Annotated in this window: 26 protein-coding genes; 2 read left to right on the top strand and 24 right to left on the bottom strand. The window is 29.7% G+C overall.

What is annotated here, in order from left to right:
- Positions 1–43 precede the first annotated feature (43 nt).
- The 18 genes from CAB05_RS06990 to CAB05_RS22070 all read right to left on the bottom strand — a co-directional run bounded on the left by CAB05_RS06990 (position 44) and on the right by CAB05_RS22070 (position 11,665).
- Positions 44–508, bottom strand: a complete 465-nt coding sequence (locus CAB05_RS06990; protein WP_087999105.1) for a hypothetical protein — start codon at positions 506–508, stop codon at positions 44–46.
- A 206-nt stretch (positions 509–714) separates the two neighbouring features.
- Positions 715–1,122 carry a hypothetical protein gene (locus CAB05_RS06985; RefSeq protein ID WP_087999104.1) on the bottom strand — a complete coding sequence of 136 codons (408 nt, stop codon included), beginning with the start codon at positions 1,120–1,122 and terminating at the stop codon, positions 715–717.
- Between the two features lie 112 nt (positions 1,123–1,234).
- The gene (locus tag CAB05_RS06980; RefSeq protein WP_087999103.1) at positions 1,235–1,840 is read right to left on the bottom strand and encodes a DUF4304 domain-containing protein; all 606 of its coding nucleotides are present in this window, start codon (positions 1,838–1,840) and stop codon (positions 1,235–1,237) included.
- Between the two features lie 181 nt (positions 1,841–2,021).
- Positions 2,022–2,831, bottom strand: a complete 810-nt coding sequence (locus CAB05_RS06975; protein ID WP_087999102.1) for an inositol monophosphatase family protein — start codon at positions 2,829–2,831, stop codon at positions 2,022–2,024.
- Positions 2,832–3,114: 283 nt separating this feature from the next.
- Positions 3,115–3,339: a hypothetical protein gene (locus CAB05_RS06970; protein ID WP_087999101.1), complete on the bottom strand. Its 225-nt coding sequence runs from the start codon at positions 3,337–3,339 to the stop codon at positions 3,115–3,117.
- Between the two features lie 95 nt (positions 3,340–3,434).
- Complete coding sequence (locus tag CAB05_RS22600) at positions 3,435–3,560, bottom strand: hypothetical protein (RefSeq protein ID WP_268876387.1); 126 nt, start codon at positions 3,558–3,560, stop codon at positions 3,435–3,437.
- A 154-nt stretch (positions 3,561–3,714) separates the two neighbouring features.
- Positions 3,715–4,086 (bottom strand): hypothetical protein, encoded by a 372-nt coding sequence (locus CAB05_RS06965; protein WP_235821389.1) that lies wholly within the window; start codon positions 4,084–4,086, stop codon positions 3,715–3,717.
- Positions 4,087–4,340: 254 nt separating this feature from the next.
- The gene (locus CAB05_RS06960; RefSeq protein WP_087999100.1) at positions 4,341–4,895 is read right to left on the bottom strand and encodes an SMI1/KNR4 family protein; all 555 of its coding nucleotides are present in this window, start codon (positions 4,893–4,895) and stop codon (positions 4,341–4,343) included.
- A gap of 187 nt (positions 4,896–5,082) precedes the next feature.
- The gene (locus CAB05_RS06955; protein WP_087999099.1) at positions 5,083–5,625 is read right to left on the bottom strand and encodes a group-specific protein; all 543 of its coding nucleotides are present in this window, start codon (positions 5,623–5,625) and stop codon (positions 5,083–5,085) included.
- A gap of 153 nt (positions 5,626–5,778) precedes the next feature.
- Complete coding sequence (locus CAB05_RS06950; protein ID WP_087999098.1) at positions 5,779–6,054, bottom strand: hypothetical protein; 276 nt, start codon at positions 6,052–6,054, stop codon at positions 5,779–5,781.
- Positions 6,055–6,175: 121 nt separating this feature from the next.
- A complete protein-coding gene (locus tag CAB05_RS06945; protein WP_087999097.1) occupies positions 6,176–6,685 on the bottom strand; it encodes a 2'-5' RNA ligase family protein in 510 nt (169 codons plus the stop codon).
- Between the two features lie 164 nt (positions 6,686–6,849).
- Positions 6,850–7,224 (bottom strand): hypothetical protein, encoded by a 375-nt coding sequence (locus CAB05_RS06940; protein ID WP_087999096.1) that lies wholly within the window; start codon positions 7,222–7,224, stop codon positions 6,850–6,852.
- Positions 7,225–7,361: 137 nt separating this feature from the next.
- Positions 7,362–8,117: a hypothetical protein gene (locus CAB05_RS06935; protein WP_087999095.1), complete on the bottom strand. Its 756-nt coding sequence runs from the start codon at positions 8,115–8,117 to the stop codon at positions 7,362–7,364.
- 146 nt (positions 8,118–8,263) lie between these two features.
- Positions 8,264–8,434 carry a hypothetical protein gene (locus CAB05_RS22075; RefSeq protein WP_158093199.1) on the bottom strand — a complete coding sequence of 57 codons (171 nt, stop codon included), beginning with the start codon at positions 8,432–8,434 and terminating at the stop codon, positions 8,264–8,266.
- A gap of 189 nt (positions 8,435–8,623) precedes the next feature.
- Positions 8,624–9,169, bottom strand: coding sequence for a GNAT family N-acetyltransferase (locus tag CAB05_RS06930; RefSeq protein ID WP_087999094.1), 546 nt, complete (start codon positions 9,167–9,169; stop codon positions 8,624–8,626).
- Between the two features lie 634 nt (positions 9,170–9,803).
- A complete protein-coding gene (locus CAB05_RS06925) occupies positions 9,804–10,670 on the bottom strand; it encodes a GNAT family N-acetyltransferase (RefSeq protein WP_087999093.1) in 867 nt (288 codons plus the stop codon).
- Between the two features lie 98 nt (positions 10,671–10,768).
- Positions 10,769–11,323: a histidine phosphatase family protein gene (locus CAB05_RS06920; RefSeq protein ID WP_087999092.1), complete on the bottom strand. Its 555-nt coding sequence runs from the start codon at positions 11,321–11,323 to the stop codon at positions 10,769–10,771.
- A gap of 174 nt (positions 11,324–11,497) precedes the next feature.
- Positions 11,498–11,665, bottom strand: coding sequence for a hypothetical protein (locus CAB05_RS22070; protein ID WP_158093198.1), 168 nt, complete (start codon positions 11,663–11,665; stop codon positions 11,498–11,500).
- 427 nt (positions 11,666–12,092) lie between these two features.
- Here CAB05_RS22070 and CAB05_RS06915 point away from each other — a divergent pair, with 427 nt between their 5' ends.
- Positions 12,093–12,653, top strand: coding sequence for a transglycosylase SLT domain-containing protein (locus tag CAB05_RS06915; protein ID WP_087999091.1), 561 nt, complete (start codon positions 12,093–12,095; stop codon positions 12,651–12,653).
- A gap of 334 nt (positions 12,654–12,987) precedes the next feature.
- Here the strand turns inward: CAB05_RS06915 and CAB05_RS06910 are convergent, their stop codons facing one another.
- The 4 genes from CAB05_RS06910 to CAB05_RS06895 form a co-directional block, all read right to left on the bottom strand.
- Positions 12,988–13,509, bottom strand: a complete 522-nt coding sequence (locus tag CAB05_RS06910) for a hypothetical protein (protein WP_142283058.1) — start codon at positions 13,507–13,509, stop codon at positions 12,988–12,990.
- Positions 13,510–13,693: 184 nt separating this feature from the next.
- Positions 13,694–14,296, bottom strand: coding sequence for a hypothetical protein (locus CAB05_RS06905; protein WP_087999089.1), 603 nt, complete (start codon positions 14,294–14,296; stop codon positions 13,694–13,696).
- A gap of 182 nt (positions 14,297–14,478) precedes the next feature.
- On the bottom strand, positions 14,479–14,820 hold the full coding sequence (locus CAB05_RS06900; protein WP_087999088.1) for a hypothetical protein: 342 nt from the start codon (positions 14,818–14,820) through the stop codon (positions 14,479–14,481).
- 100 nt (positions 14,821–14,920) lie between these two features.
- Complete coding sequence (locus tag CAB05_RS06895; RefSeq protein ID WP_087999087.1) at positions 14,921–15,175, bottom strand: hypothetical protein; 255 nt, start codon at positions 15,173–15,175, stop codon at positions 14,921–14,923.
- A 195-nt stretch (positions 15,176–15,370) separates the two neighbouring features.
- Between CAB05_RS06895 and CAB05_RS06890 the strand changes: the two genes are divergently transcribed.
- Positions 15,371–15,562 carry a hypothetical protein gene (locus tag CAB05_RS06890; RefSeq protein ID WP_087999086.1) on the top strand — a complete coding sequence of 64 codons (192 nt, stop codon included), beginning with the start codon at positions 15,371–15,373 and terminating at the stop codon, positions 15,560–15,562.
- A 95-nt stretch (positions 15,563–15,657) separates the two neighbouring features.
- Here the strand turns inward: CAB05_RS06890 and CAB05_RS06885 are convergent, their stop codons facing one another.
- Positions 15,658–16,050, bottom strand: coding sequence for a hypothetical protein (locus tag CAB05_RS06885; protein WP_087999085.1), 393 nt, complete (start codon positions 16,048–16,050; stop codon positions 15,658–15,660).
- Between the two features lie 137 nt (positions 16,051–16,187).
- On the bottom strand, positions 16,188–16,964 hold the full coding sequence (locus tag CAB05_RS06880; RefSeq protein WP_087999084.1) for a hypothetical protein: 777 nt from the start codon (positions 16,962–16,964) through the stop codon (positions 16,188–16,190).
- Between the last annotated feature and the right edge of the window lie 39 nt (positions 16,965–17,003).

The raw sequence follows: 17,003 nt of genomic DNA, 5'->3' as shown, positions 1-17,003 counted from the left end.
ACGCGCCAGTTAGTTACATAATGATATCGCAAGTTTTTACGTACTAATTTTGATAAACAGTAATTGTTTCTCCACTTTCACCCATAATAGCGTATCCGACTTCAACTACAATCTCTTTATCCGGAAAGAGTTGATTAAACCTCATCGTCCAAAAAAACTTGATCAAATCAGAAAATTCTCCGAATAAATTATCATTATTTAATGATTCATCGGTTGTACCTGATGCAAATTCAATTAATGACCAACTATTAACGTACATTTCAATTTGCTTTCGGTCTTTAGAGAAACGTTCTTCCAACTCTTCAATATTACTAGCGTTAGATTTATAAAATTCTGAAATAAAGATATAACCATCTATTTCTATCACTTCTGGCCATAAAATATTCCCAACTGAAATGTATTGTTCGATACTTAATGTATTAAACGCATGATTGTATAAATCTTTCCCACAAATCTCCGAAAATTGTTCAAAAACATTATCTTTAACAACGCCTTTATACTTTTTCATTCGAACACCCCGATTTTAGTTACTAGTTTGGTAAGGGACAAACAACTGCTGGTAAACTGCCTCGACTATAAAAAGTATCTTCATAATTTGCATAAATTATATCATTCCTTATTCAACTTAACCTGCCATTTAGCGCAATAAAAAATGGACCACCGAAGCAGCCCATCGTTATTCAACTAACGCCCTCGTTAGTTGAATTAGAACAATTATTCTCTTAATAAAACAATGTATTTTTCAAATCCAATTTCAAAAGTTATCAATTCAGAAACAAAGTTGAGAAAAGATAGTTTTTTTGAATTTGAAATCATTATTTTTTTCTCAACAACATCTAAGCTACTACTTTGTGAATTTGTTCTTTTTAATTCAAATTCCTCAATACTTCCAAGGTCATCGTTTGGATTTGTAAGTAAATTTAAACTATTAACCATTCTTAAATATTGTACACCTACAAAGCGGATCGTTATTTCTTCAAAATTTGCTTCGTTACTTTCTCTTCCATTAGGGTGATCATATGTTATTTTGGCATCAATATGAAGTGTTAGTGAACACCCCACAGGATCGATATTAATGCCTGTCAAATAACTATGTTCAAATAAATACCATTTCAAATCCATACTAATCCTCCTGAGTTGGTGTACTAATTAAACAAAGTTGTCGATTATCGACTCCCAATCGTTATGCAACTATCGCGCCAGTTAGTTGTACAAGGAAATTAGAACATTTAAATCAATTAACGTTTAATCCTAACCTATTAGCAAGTTCAATTATGAATTCCTTTTGTAAATGATCTTTTGTTTTTGCATATACTTCATTTATTCTTCTTTGGGCTCTATCATGCTCACCGTATATTTCATATAGAATTGTCAGGTAATGCGGATTTTCATATAATCCAAGTTCCTCTTTATTTTCTAATCCTCTAATGACATCTTCTATAGTTTTAAATTGTTCAAAATACGGAAGAATCACGTTTTGTATGTCTTTTTCAACCTGCTTTTTTACTTCATCTAAATTGGTAGCCTTAGAGAGTTTATACCAATTCTGTGATGAATTTTTTAATTCATTAATTCGAATCCTTAATACAGATTCTACTTCCATTGGAAAATTCGACGGTTCCCATTCGTTTATTGCTCGAAATAATTTTTCATTATATATTCCTGTGTTAATGGTGAACTCCACTTCATCCTCTGAATTCCACTTGGAGGACTGGATGTTAACTGTCCATGCAAATTCCGGAAAAATCTTTGCGAAGTTATTTGCTTTCTTTTTAAAGCCATTTTGCTTAAACAGAGGTGCTATTATTTCTTTGATTATTTGCTTTAGCTCATTTTGCATTCACAACTTCACTCCCTTATTTAGTCGAAAGTTACATAAGTCAATTTTAAATTATATATCCACTAATTCACAGTGTTCTTATTTCACTATTATCCTATTTACTGACAATAAAAAACGAGCTGCAAGCAACTCGTAATCTTCAACTAACGCGCCATTTAGTTGAATAAGGTAAGATATATTATTATTTTTTTCGTAATAATATTAAGAGGTCTTCAAAGATACCAGGTGTAGCATAAACAATTTCTTCGCCATTTAATTCAAAAGGAGTACTTTCTGAGACTATTCCCACATGTCCAATTTTTGCTCCAGCCTCACGAGCGATTAATCCGGCAGCAGCAACATCCCAAGGTGCTAAACTTTCAGTATGTGCATCAAGTAATCCTGATGCTACATAACATATATCTAATGTTGGAGCAGCAAAACGACGAATATCTCTGCAATGAGTGGCAAGTTTATTTACTCTTGTAAGTGCCTCTTTTATCTGGCTTTTATCATGAGGAAAACCTGTGCCAATTACTGCATCCGATAATGCTTTTATTCCGTTAACCGAAATTTTTTCGCCATTGCAAAATGCACCTCTACCTCTAATTCCAATAAAAGTAATATTCAGTTCTGGAGAGTGTACAACTCCTACCCAAACGACTCCATCAATAGCAATTGCTAAGGAGATTGCAAAATGAGGAAGGTTTTTTGAATAGTTTACGGTACCATCTAATGGATCAACAATCCAAAGAGGACCTTTAAATGTTTCTTTATTAATTTCTTTTGTGATATTTTCTTCGGACAGAATACGATGTTCAGGATAACATTTTTCAATTGCATCACGAATGATTTGGTCAGAAGCAAAGTCTGCTGATGTAACTAGTTCTCCAACCTTCTTATAAGTCATTTCAACTAGGGATTCTCTTTTTAGTTCAACGACCTTTTTACCAGCCGCACGAACCATTTTTTCAGCAAAGTTAGACCATTCATCTAATTTATCTATATCCATCAATTATTAATCCTCCCTAAGAGTAAAAATCATAAATAACAATAATTAGATTTAATAAAACTTGTTCAATTTTGATTTATTCTACAATTATTGATGATAATCCTTTAAGATTAATATAAATAAGTAACACAAAGACAAGGCTCAAAATATGAGCTATTCAGTTTAAGATATATATCATTAAATTATCATTCCTTATTCCACTTACTGCCATTTAGAGCAATAAAAAAATCGACTAAATAGTCGATTATGTTGTTAAACTAAAGCGCCAGTTAGTTGAATTAATCTATTTATGTGGTAAGGGTTTTTCAGGCCGTTTGAAGCAATAAAGACAGTCTGGATCACCACACTTTTTTTCAGTCCAGCAATTACATTTAGGACAAAAATAAGCATCAAAATCCTCATAGTAAACTAAATTGACTTTACAAATCGTACATAGTTTTTCATCTATGAACCCATCAATTTCAAAACCATCTATTATTACTATGTCATCTTTTTCTTCAATTTTCATAAATCCTCCTTTTTAACTATCGCGCCAGTTAGTTGCAGAAGCAGTAATAATAAATAAGACAGTCAAATTTTGTATGACTGTCCTTTTTTTAAAAATTATAATTTATTGACTAACTTACGAAGTAAGTAAAGGAAATAGATTATTGCTACTATTCCTCCAAGTTTTAAAAGAATATCTAATATTATTGTAATGCCATACCAAGGTGATAATTCGACTTCCATTGTTACCTCCAAAATCTTTAAATCAATTTAATTAATTAAATTATAACTTATCAAAAGCAGTTAATTAATTATTAAAATTTTACAATTATTTATTCATCTGATTCCCAGTTTTATTCAACTAACGCGCCAGTTAGTTGAATAAGAAAAGTTAAATTTATAGCTTTTCCATTTCTATATTTTTGCAACGAATTAAAATCGATGTATCTGAAGCAAGTATTATCTCGTGACAAAGGTATTCACTATCATAGGAAGTTATTTCATCTACAATCCAATCATCTAAACCTCTTTCACCATCAAATGCTATTTCATTACTATCTGCATAAGTATTTCTTTGGATATCATAATCCATAAGAAATTTTCTTACACCTACCCATTTAACCAAGTATTCCTCACCGCTACTATGTAATAAATGAGCTTCAATTAAAGTAGGATCTTTTTCATCCTCATCCTCATTAGGATTAAACTTATTCTTAACATTTAAAGAAAAAACGTGTGCATCGTGAAAGGAATCGGTTGAAAAGAACATAAACACTTTATTATGAAGGCGTTTTTTTTAACAATTTTAACTGTTCTAAATAACCTTTTATATCATTAAGATCATCTGTGAAAAACTTCATTTCTTTCTCCTTTATTTTTAATCTACTTTAGTGTATTAAACAATTATTCGTCAAAAACACTTGCATTTCCTTGTTAAACTAGATTACCAATTGCCAAAATAAAAAATGGACTACCTAAGCAGCCCATCGGTATTCAACTAACGCGCCAGTTAGTTGCATTAGACTATGACAATTCGTAGTAATTTTCAGCTGTATAAATTGACCACGACCAAAACTTTGTACCTGAGCTAATGATAAATCTATCCAACCATAATTCAAAGTTCATTTCTAATGGAATTGCCTCTTCAAACTGGTCAATATGTCCTTTCCAAAATAGGTAGTTCTTTTTCTTTTCGATTACATATTTTGAATTTATAACTATATTATCTTGATAAATGTAGGCTATATCATAGCAACCTTCAAATTCATCATTGTATTCATTATATTCAATAATTTGTTCTAAACTGTACAGTTCAATTTCTCCACCAGATTCAATATCATCAAATAAGCGACAACCATTAGAAATTTTAAGAAACTCTTTATAATCATTTGGTAAAATTAAACCTGTTTTCTTCTCAAAATCCTTAATTTCTTCATCACTTGCTGGTGGATTAAATGTACATTCCACTCTTGATAGATAACCTTCCTCAACTTGTATTTGAATAATATTTCCATTTTCCTCTAAACGTTTTTTTAAAGAATCTAAGGTTCGTTTAACTATACTTCCTTCTTCAACCATATATTTTAACTCTCCTTTACTTTAAATTTATTTAATATTCTATATCTCAAACAACTAAAATTACTTCATCAATTATAACATTCCTTATTAAACTTAACTGCCAGTTAGCACAATTAAAAAGGCTGCCAAAAGCAGCCAATCGTTGTTTAACTAACGCGCCAGTTAGTTCAATAAAGAATAATTAGGATTACTTGTTCTCACTCCAATTTATTACTTCTGCATCTATTATACTTACTTCTCCTAAACTTAAAATGTGAGGAATAAATGGAAACATCCCAAACTTATTGCCTTTCTTATTTTCTTCCTCATAGTAATTTCGGGTATCTATTGGAAGCTCATACATTTCTTCATATTCCTCTATATCTTTAAAATGAACATCTTCGCTATTTATTTTCTCAGCAGGTCCTATATATTTTTCTTTACTGTATAAATAAACCACATTCTTATTATTTACTAAGTTTTTAGTCGGGATCTTATAAAACATTAAATCCGTTTTTACTTTAACACCAACAGTACTTAGGCCATCATATACAAGATGTGGATGTAAGGGTAATAAATGAATAACATCATTCCACAGGCAATTCAATTTTGGAATTTCTTTTTCCAAAAGTTTTGGTCTTTCAGGGTGGTCATAGTACTTTTTTGAATACTGTTTATATAGTTCTGAATTCAAAAGCTTTATTTTATTTAAGGACATGAGTGTCTCTCCACTCATATTTTTTGGAACCATATGATAAACGTATTTAATAAGATCTCCCCCTTACTTTTTCAAAATTCTATTTTTATTTAGTCTAGTCCTTCTTATTGAACTATATTGCCAGCACAATTAAAAATAGACCGACTTACTAGTCGATCACGTTGATGAACTAACGCATCCGTTAGTTTAATAAGTATTGACAACAAACCTCATAATATCATTCTTAATATATTCTATTAATTCTTCTTGAGGAGATTCCGCATTATATGCTTCCATATCCTCATGCCAGTTTTTCTTTGCTTCGTCTAATGTTAATGCACATTCGAGATAATAGTTATTTCCATCTCTAGTGAGCATGTAGTATTCGCCTTTGTACTCAAAGTTTTCCTTATCGTTAATGACTACTTTATTAAACTTTAAGGTCAGAAAAAATTGATTTATTTCCTTAATTACAATATCCATTTCTCCACCCCACCAATTCTAACTACCCTACTTTTACTATCCTGTCAAATAGTGAGATAGGGATGATCCTACAACTTTTAAACAATAATGAACTAACGCGCCAGTTAGTTACATAAGGATTCTACATTAATTCAATTTTAAATTCGATTTTTGAACCTTCATCTTCCTCGATTATTTCAACCGTTAATTCTGAAATTCTCGTATTAAATATGTAATTAAAATCTTTTGTTTCATCAATAACTTTTTCAAACTGTTCCTTTTTATTTATTCTTCCGACTGTCATATGAGGAACATAACTAACATTCCGATTTAGAAAGTCTTTTAATATACCCGTGTATAGCCTATCATGTAATTCGATTAATTCATCATTTCCTTTTTTTACATTAAGAAATAAATATTGATTATTATTCCCTGTTATTCCTTTTAAGGTAAGTTCAAATGGACTCACGTCAGTTACAGCTTCTTTAATATGTTTCATTAAATCCTCTTTAACTATAGAACTTGTAAATGGGAAAACAAGTGAGATATGTGGCAGGATTAAATCGTGCAAACTATCATATTTCTTCCTAACTTCATTAATTTTTTCTATATTATCAAATTGTGGAAATACACAAATCGATCTATTAATCATTGAAAATGCTCCTTTTCAAGCTCTTATTAATTAATTCCATAAGCATCACTTTAAGTCCTTGTTCACCAAACAGCTATTTACTTCAAAAAAAATAGAGCTGCCATAGCAACTCATGATCTTGAACTAACGAGCCAATTAGTTGAAAATTTACAGTAAAAATTAATTTAATACTTTTGAACTTTACTAATTCTCCATTTCATAAAAAGGTTTATGTCATCTATTGCATCAATAATTCTCCAGTTATACTCATGATTTTCTCGAAGTTCTTTTAAAACGATAGGTTTAATTATATGTTTTTCTAATTTTCCATTAGTTCTTGCAATATAGGCAAATCCTAGTACTGCATTTGCCCTTATTAATGCACTTTCATTCATAGATAACATAACACATATGTCTTGTGCAAACTTCCAATTAGTATGAATCATTCCTAAAGAAAGAGGAAGTCTGGCTAATTCCTCAAAATTGTTTCTTTTAAAAATTTCTTTAATTTGATCATTTGAATATTCTTCTAGAGGTTTATATATTCTTTTCTCGTCCAAATAAGAGTTCTCCCTTTTTTTATATAGAATTCATTTAATATTTTTATTTATAAATATTCTAAAAAGCCGCATTAGCAACTCCTGTTGTTGAACTAACGCGCCAGTTAGTACAATAAGAAAGTTCTTATTTTTTCTTATTAATGAACTCTGTCATAATCAAATCTAGTCATACCATCTCCACTATTTGTTTTAAGAGCTATATAGCTACTATTATTTAATTTCTCACGATACTCAGATAGCCTAATAGTAAACGGAATAGTTTTATCTGCTTTTAATGGAGCAGTATTTTTGGGAATTATATCGTAAACTTTTATTGGAAGGTCTCCGTCATTACCTTCTAATTCAAGCATTATTCCTTGTCCGACTGAGGCATACTCCATTATTGTTATATACCCCTTTATCTCTTCATCCCAATTAAATTTTGTTTTTGTTAATACTGTATTTATAGGATGCGAAGCCAAGTATTGCCTTATAAATTGATTTTTTAAATTTTCACTAATATAAAAAATTGATTGTTTTCCATTATACTTACTACGATCGTGTTCAAATGTCCATCCATATTCCGCAAATATTAGCTTTATTTTGTAAGTTTTTGGTTTTTTTTCATCATAAATTTCTTTTTTGTTTTTATCTTCCATTAATAAATCAAATACCCAATTATAGTCTGTAGTACTTAAATCGACTTGCTTTCCTATACGTTTATCATTTATATATACACGCAAATCATCTATAAAAAAACTTGGATCATTATTTTTAACATACTCCATATCTAATTTTTTAAATGAAATAGGGTCTCTTACATTATCGACTTTATTACAACCGACAAGTGTATAACATGTTAAAAGGAAAAGAATTAGTAGGATGCTTATCTTTAGATGTATCTTCTTATTCAACTCAAAATTACCTCAATTCATTAAGTTTACTGCCTTATTATAACATCCCTTATTGAACTATACTGCCTAATACTTAAATTAAAAAAGCAGCCATCGGCTGCTTTCGTATTTAACTAACGCGCCAGTTAGTTGAATAAGAAAAGGGTTCATTTCTTTTGTCTTGTAGTTAAGTATCTAGAAATTAAGCCTAAACCTAATCCGATAGTTAAAACTATTAATGAGATATAATTATTGCTTATTTTTCCTTGAAGAAAAGTAAAGAGTATTGCACCAATGAGAGCAACTAATGCTATTAAAAAAATATCTAACTTTTTCATTTTTCCGTCCCCCTCTTTTAATATATTTCTCCAAATAATATTCGAATTCCTATATTTTTTAATCTACAAAACAATTTTCTTTATTGAACTAAACTGCCATTAGTGCAACAAAAAATGGACTACCGAAGCAGCCTAACCTTGTGCAACTAAAGCGCCAGTTAGTTCTATAAGATGGATTGTTTTTTAACCTTATCCGTTAAACCTTCCCATTAAGATAGTATTATAGTAATTCCCGTCAGATAAAATTTTGTCTTGTTTTAAAACACCTTCCACTTCAAAACCATATTTTTTATAAAGCATAATAGCTTTATCATTGGCTTCGAGAACATTCAAAGTTATTTTCTTAATTCCATTTAAATCTGCCCAATTAACAGATTCTTTTAAAAGGTTTTTTCCTATACTATATCCCCAATATTCTTTTAACACACAGACTCCAAATTCCACTTTATGAGACGTTCTTTTCAATTTGTTCCCTTCACATCTTGAAAAACCTACAATTTTTTCATTAACTTCAGCTACTAAAAATAGGTTACTAATACTTTCTGTGTCATCTTTAATTATCTGTTTGAAACCAGATTCATCTATGTACGCCTCGCCTTTTTCTCTGTCTAAATTTTCTGTTTCACCATCTATTTGTAATCTTACTTCAGACAAGTTTTTCGCATCTTTCTCTATTGCAGACCTTACAGTATAACGTAAATTTTGAATATAAAATTCTATTGGTTTAACTCTCATAACAATGACCTCCTGTTTACAACCTTATAACTTAGATTTTATTAATCAACCCTTATTTTACCAGATATTCTTATTCAACTAACCGCGAGTTAGTCCAATAAAAAAAGCCACCAAAGTAGCCTTTAATTGTTTAACTAACGCGCCAGTAAGTTCAACAAGATATTCACTCATAACTCCTCTTCATCTACATAATCTTCATAATAACTGATTAAAAATGGCATATATCGTAATTATACTAGATGAAATTAAGGTGAATAAAAAAAGACCCTCCACATATGGAAAGAGTCAATCTGTTTATGTTTTTAGCCCAGCGCTGGAGCCACCATCTTTAATGTGTCACATGTAAAATTAACTAAAATTCCTACACCCACTGTTTTAAAGCCAATATATTTATTTTGCATTGGCAACACCTCCAGTTTAACAGCACAATAAATCATAAATATACTTAATATGATTGCTGGAATCGAACCAGCTGCGCTGAGCACAAGGCTAAAAACACAAACTATTTATATCTATTATACCATAATTTGTAAGAAATCTCATTATAAACCTTTCAAATAACAACTAAAGCGTCCGTTAGTTGAATAAGGTAGTAGGATTACCTTAAGTAGCACATTAGAATCATTTATAAACTTTACCCAAAAATTTGTGCTGCAATAGCATATAAATTTTTGTTTCTAATTGGCATTGAGTCCAAGTTTTTTATCATAATTGGAGGTTGACTGACTTTCTCAAAACCTCTATCCCTTAACCAATTTATAAATATTTCATCCTCTGTTGGAATATCAATCCTTAGTTTTCCTTTATAGTTAATAGCTAAATGATTTATTAGATAGGCAGCTGCTTTGTAATCAGGGGCAACAATCGGTCCTAAAATTAAATTCAATGGGCCTTGGATAGAAAGTGCAAAACCAATAACACTCCCAATTTCATCTTTTAAGACAAGTGATTGATACGACTGTATGATTCTATTTTTAAGGAATTCAAGCCGCGAATCTCCAAAGGCATTCTTATCTAATTCAACAACTTTATCAAAATCACATTCCTGTAATTCCACTACTTCTAAACCTTCAGAAAGTAGTTTATTGGACACATAGATATTACAAATGAATTTATGAACATTACCAACTTCTTTAAACCCCATTTTTACGTACAAAGGTTTTCCTTCGGGTGTAGCAATTAGCATAATAGATGTTTGATCTGATACAAGATTAACACAGGCTTGAGTAGTTTGTTTTCCAAGACCTTGTCCTCTATAATCTTGATTAACAATTACCATCCCTATTGAAGCTATATAAGTATCATAAGGAATAATTGCTGCACTTGATACAATTTGACCGAATTCATTCTTATGCCCGAAAATTTTACCCGAAGACATAACTGTTCTAATTTCATTTCTATCATAATCCCAACCAACTGACTGAGATAAAGATACTAATCCATCAATATCGTTCTCACCCAAAATAGCTAATTTAAGGTTCTTTTTTGTATAGGTGTCCATTAGTAACTCCTTATAAAATTTATTAATTGTACACTTATATAAAATTTAATATACATTAATTAACTCGTGTTCTTTAACTAGCGCATGCGTTAGTTGCATTAATTACATATTCTATTTACGTCAATTAATGATTCATTTTTAAAAGTTAATTTATAGATATCTGGCATAGCAAGTTCATTCCAAAAATTATAATCGTACTTCTGATCGAAATAGTTCATGATTAGAACCATAATGTTACCATGTGTTCCTATTACAACGTTTTTCCCTTCAAAATCTTTTAATATTTTCTTTGTAGCTTCGATACCTCTTGTCTGTGCAGTGATGTTTGATTCTCCACCATCCCAAGACAAGTTAAAATCATTCCATACCTGAGTTATAACATGGTTAAAGTCCTCAACAGGCTTTTTTGAGAGTTCGCGTTCTTTAAAATTCTCTTCAATGAAAATTTCTTGGTTTAACGATTTGGCAATCCCTTCAACTGTTTGGATAGCACGTTTATATGGACTTGAAACAACATAGTCAATTTTTTCGTTTAAAAGTAGTCCAGCAACAATTTTCGCGTCAGAAAAACCTCTTTCAGATAATGGACGTCCCAATTCATCAGGAGTATAAGTAGAATGTGCATGACGTACAAAGTATAAATTAGTTATCATAAAATTCTCCCTTTAGATTTAATACAACTTATAATATTCGACATTTTTTTCAGATTTCCTTGTTCATCTATCCTGCCATTTAGTCCAATAAAAAAAGAGCCACATTAGTGACTCGCGCTATTCAACTAACGCGCCAGTTAGTTGAAGAAGGATTTATCTATCTCAATAATGACTTCAAATCCTCGGACGATCATTACTATGTGTATTTCTTGCAATTTCTTCATTCATTATATCTTTATCACTTTTAACAGGCGCTTTTGTACCATACTTTTTTTGCATAAAGAAGCCTAGTGCGATTGCTAAAATCCCAATTCCCCAAAATAAATATCCAAATAGTGTCAAATAATTATCCTCCTCTAATTAAGAAACCATATTTATTTCTAATATATTTTATGGTTCTACTTTTATATTCAATAATTTGGTAAAAATCCCCTTTTCCCATTAAAAAAAGACTACCGAAGTAGCCTATCACTGTAAAACTAACGCTCTCGTTTGTTCAATAAGGAAAACTTACTATTTCAAATCAAAACTATAAATTATCCCGTTACAAATCTTTTGCTCGATACATTCATCCATTTTATAGTGTTCCGCCAACATTTCAGCTTAATTTTGTCAAAATCTATTAATTCTATTTGTTTTATTACAAAAAATATTGCAAGATGATATTTTCATTACAAAACCATAAATAGATGATGTTATTGCTCCACATCAATGTTAAAAGTGATAAATTGAACAAAGTTAAATAAAAGCAGAATAGAAAGGAACTATCATGAACAGATCCGACATAAATTTCCCTTTTACCACTATCATAAAGGGGTTCCTTACAGTATGTTTACTATTTTTAAGTCTTACTTCATTTTCTACATTACATGTATCAGCAAATACTAATACAGCATTTAAATATAATTCGAAAGTGCCATTACCAAAAGCTCACCAAGAGTATTTATATAATCTGTGTAAACAACGTGGGTTATCATATCGATCGGCACTTACAATCATTAAAATAGAAAGTAATTTTCATGCAAACGCTCGAAATATGGAAAGCTACGGTTACTTCCAAATTGCAAAAGTAAACCATAAAAGTCTGGCCAAAACTCTACACACTGCAAACAAACCAACAGATCCTTACATTAATATCAAATGGGGTACATATATGCTCTCTTCTTTACAAAAGAAGTATAAAGCAAAAGGATATCGTGGCGTAAAATTAACAGAAGCCATTTTAAGTGCTTACAATAAAGGTGTTGGTGGTTATGAACGAACAGGAAAAGCTACTTCATATATCGCTAAGTATAATAAAGCGTTAAAAGTCGTAAATTCATGGTTCTAAGATCATAACTCAAAAGTTAAGTTCATTAATAATAGACAAGGTGCAATTCAGATAAATTGCACCTTGTCTATTATTATTTAGATAAATAAATACAAAACTTCAAATTTCTATTGAATACTAAAATTAGTTAACTTAGTATTTTCCCGGCATATCAATAATGTAGACTTAAGCATCTACATATTTGTAACCAGTAGTTTTGTTTTTTCTTTTTCCATAGAATTTCAAATAAATCTTACTGAACTAAACTGCCAAATAATTAAACAGGAGTTGAACATAATCGACTCCTGAATTTGTTCAACTAACGCGCCAGTTAGTTGAATAACTTTCACACTTCTTATAAGTAATTTTCAAATAAATAAAGTTTCTTCTCAATCGGATTCAGAACAAAAATTGCATATTCATCTGGTTTTTTTTTATTTTGTTTTATGTAGTAATAACAGTTTGTATTTAGATTTATTGGATGTCTTAACAAGGTACGTTTATTTTTTTTAGCATGGATGTCATTTTCTATAAATAAGTCTGTAAAATCAGTGACTTTTTGATTAACAATTTTGATATTATTATTTGTAACTTTGATCCAATATGGTTTCTTTTCTAATCTTTTTATAGATTCACTATCGTATTTGTACTGTTTATAGAGTTCTCCATCTAAACCCAAGCCTCCGAGCTCATCAATGATAATGGTAGACTGCGTTGGTTTACCAATGTCCACTTTCCAATTTTGGTACACCTCTCCTTGATCGGTGAAAAATCGTTGGTAAATTGTATACCAACCCAAAGTACCAATCGCAATAGAAAATACAATTAAAAAAGGTAAGAAAACCATTTTATTGAAATGCTTATTCTTTAATTTCACCACTAATACTTAACCTCACTATAAAACTACTTTATCTCCAAAATAGTTTGCTTTTTGATATAAATTATAACACTTCATTTCTTCTTTATCGTAATTTCAATAAAAAAAGAGTTGCAAAATACAACTCGTGAATGCAACTAACGCGCCAGTTAGTTGAAGAAGGTGATATATATTTAAAACAAGATTACTCTGATATAACTCCCCTTTTATCCTTTGTATCTTCAATAAAATGGTAGGTTTGAGACCCTTTTTTCACAGTATTATTTTTTAATGTAAAAGGTTCAGCATTTACAAAAAATGCATCTATTCTAAAATCATCTTTATTTATTGGTAATTTACTTTCAAATAGATAGTAAGAATTTTCCTCTAATCTTGAGTTTTTATAATTAATAAATACTGGAGATGTTGCCGATTTACTAAATATATTAGAATTCTTTACTGATTTTGCTCCAATTGAAATTTTAATAACATCATAAGGAACTATTCCATTTTTTTTATCCAAACTAGATAATGATTTATTACTCAAATTTAATACATAATAATATTTCTTAGTATTCTTATTTGATAATTCTTTGATTTCGTAACCTATGTTATTTATTGCAGATTGTGAAAGGATATCTTGTTGCTCAGTATATCTTAATGATTTCTTTTCAAATGTATTTAAACTTATTAGTGAAGCAGAAGATTCTTTCTTTTTAATTTCTTTAGAAACTTCTACTTTATTACAACCATTTGAAATTAAAAGTACTACACACAAAAACATAAACCTTGTCATTTTATAATTCAATATTTTCACCTCAGAATATCATTGTACGTTATTCGTATTTATTTCAACAAAGTAGATTCATATCCTTTAATCTTATTTTGATATACTCCCAATGGTTAAAAGGAGCCGATCATTCAGCTCCAAGTTTTGTTCACTAACGCGCCAGTTAGTTCAATAACTAATTTCTTCAAATCAAACAATTACTAGCAGATGTCTCCTTCTTCAACCATTGACATTAATAATTCAAGCTTTTCTATAATTTCATCCTTATCTTTCGAATTAATTGATTCTAGAGGCTTTTCCCATTCATAATTCTTGATTAATTCTATACCAAAATTACCTTTAGGATCACCTTCTGGGTACCACCCTAAATCAATTAGTATATTTCTACTCTTATGAATTGCTTGGAATAAACTTTCAGTAAAAATCATTAACCACTCTTCATCTTGTTTTATATTTGAAGGGCCTATTTCTAAAAATGTATTATATGTTACTTCCCAACCAGATGGTATTCTTAATGGTTGAAGTTTTAGTTTGTTCTTCAAATTTAGTCTCCTTGGTTATCTATTTCATGTAGATGTCTTTCGATTACTATTCCTATTCAACTAAAGCGCCAGTTAGTTGAATGAGGAACATAAAAAATCTTTAAATATCTCTTTTAACTGCATCTTTAAATATACTTTTATAATGTATTAATCCAAACTTTTCTTCGAGGAAACTTATTCTTCTCCAAAACTCTTCTTCATTATATCCTTTAAAATCTTCAACCAAAGCCTCTGTAAGGTGATGAAAAGTATGGGCTATATGAAAAATCTCATCAGCAGAATCATTGCAATTTTTTATATCTAATAATGATTGGTGAACTAATACTTTGTATGCTTTTTTTCTTATACTTTCCAAGTAAAATCCTCCAACTATTTATAATCAAAGTTAATGTCTTATTGAACTAACGCGCCAGTTAGTTAATTAAGAATTTCAATATTCAGCCATTGTATACTTTTAGTTTCTAAGTTATATTTGTATTTGTGTATCTTTTAAAAGGTCATAGAAAATTTTAGAAAACATAATGTAAATATTAGACGGATGTGAATTTCAGTGGAAACTATCTTTTTCATTATTAGTTTTTTATTAATGCCGATTTTAGCAACTATTTTTTGTGTTAATCTTGTTGAAATAATGAAGAAAATTAAAGATGATTTACCTATTGCTACAAACTCGTTTTGGTTAACAATATCATTCATTTTTATTGTATGGCCAATAGCTGTTATGGCTGCTATGGGTGTGTAATGAATAAAAACATATTGAATGTTTTAGTTGATCAACAATGGACTGCTACCGCAGTTCTTTTTTTATTGAACGAAAATAAGAATTCTATTTTGACTTCAATTCATTGATAAATTTATTAACTCATTTGCAATACCATCACCTAATGCTTGAATATATATATGGTCATGTAAATAGGGTTTATTTATTTTCCATGTTAGTGAAAAATTAGTATCATTTTCACCTTCCTTTATATCATAGCCAATTAGTTTTCTTTCGGTCCAGGTCTGTGTTCCAGTCGGTATGATCCAGAATAAAACTGTTTCGGTATTTTCTGCTTCAACCTGCAACGTTACTATCTTTGCTCCTTTTGGGATTTTTACCCAGGTACCTTCTTTTGGATAATTTGTTTTTAAGTTTTTTATATTCGGCACTTTTGAATATTCTTGGTTAATAAGTGTTGCGTAATCTGTGAATAAACCTAAAGATAGAAATATTTTTAATAATAACATTTTTTAAAATCACCTCAACCAATAGGTTTTACACATTCTCAGATCATTATGAAATTACCAAATAAAAAAGACGGTATGAATTCATGCCGTCTTTTGAACTTATATAACTAACGCGCCAGTTAGTTCAATAAGGATTTCTATTTACTTCGTTCAATAATCTTCTCAATTGAATCTAATATGTGTCTTTTCATTATTGGAAAATCGTTATTTGACCAAAGCGTAAATAAATTAGAAATTAATTCAGTACCAGCAATTTCTCCTAAAACAAAAACTGAAGCAATTACTACATCGTCTTCAGTAGAATCCAATGCTTTAACTGCTGCTTCATATGTAAAAGTATCCTTTAAAATAAAAAGATGTACAATAGCCCAATCTCTACTAATATTATCCTCATCAACACTTAACTTTTGAATTTCTGAAATATCTAATGAATGTTCAAAACGTTTAGAAATATGTTCAAAATGACTTAATGTACTATATTCAAATTTTGGGAGGCTACCCGTCAATTTTTGAATTAAAAAATCTCTAAAAATAATATCAATAAAGCCACCACCTGCTACTTGCATTCTTAAGTGATAATTTGATTTACCACTTTCTTTATTCATTTGTTTCAATTTAACACTATTCTTAAATCTACCATTTATATATTCAACTGGATAATCAATAATTTCCATATTTAAATAGGTACAGTCCTTAAAGAAAACATTATATTGGTAATCCTCGTTTAAATACCAATGTTCAGCTTTATCCTGTACGTTACTCTTTTCTCTTTCACAAGCAAATTTCATTTTTAGTATATTATCTTCAGTTAAATCAAGGAAAAGAATAAATCCATCATGAAAATAGTCATTTCCAAAAAAATCATCCAATTGTTTATTATTAATTTGTTTAATCTCATTTTCAAAGTTATACATTATTTATACCTCAAATATTATTTGTAATTATGTATTCGA

Origin of the sequence: Gottfriedia solisilvae (assembly GCF_002128405.1) — a bacterium.
Lineage (GTDB): Bacteria > Bacillota > Bacilli > Bacillales > Bacillaceae_G > Gottfriedia > Gottfriedia solisilvae.
Note: the sequence above shows the minus strand (reverse complement) of the source record. Positions and strands in the feature narration are given on the sequence as shown.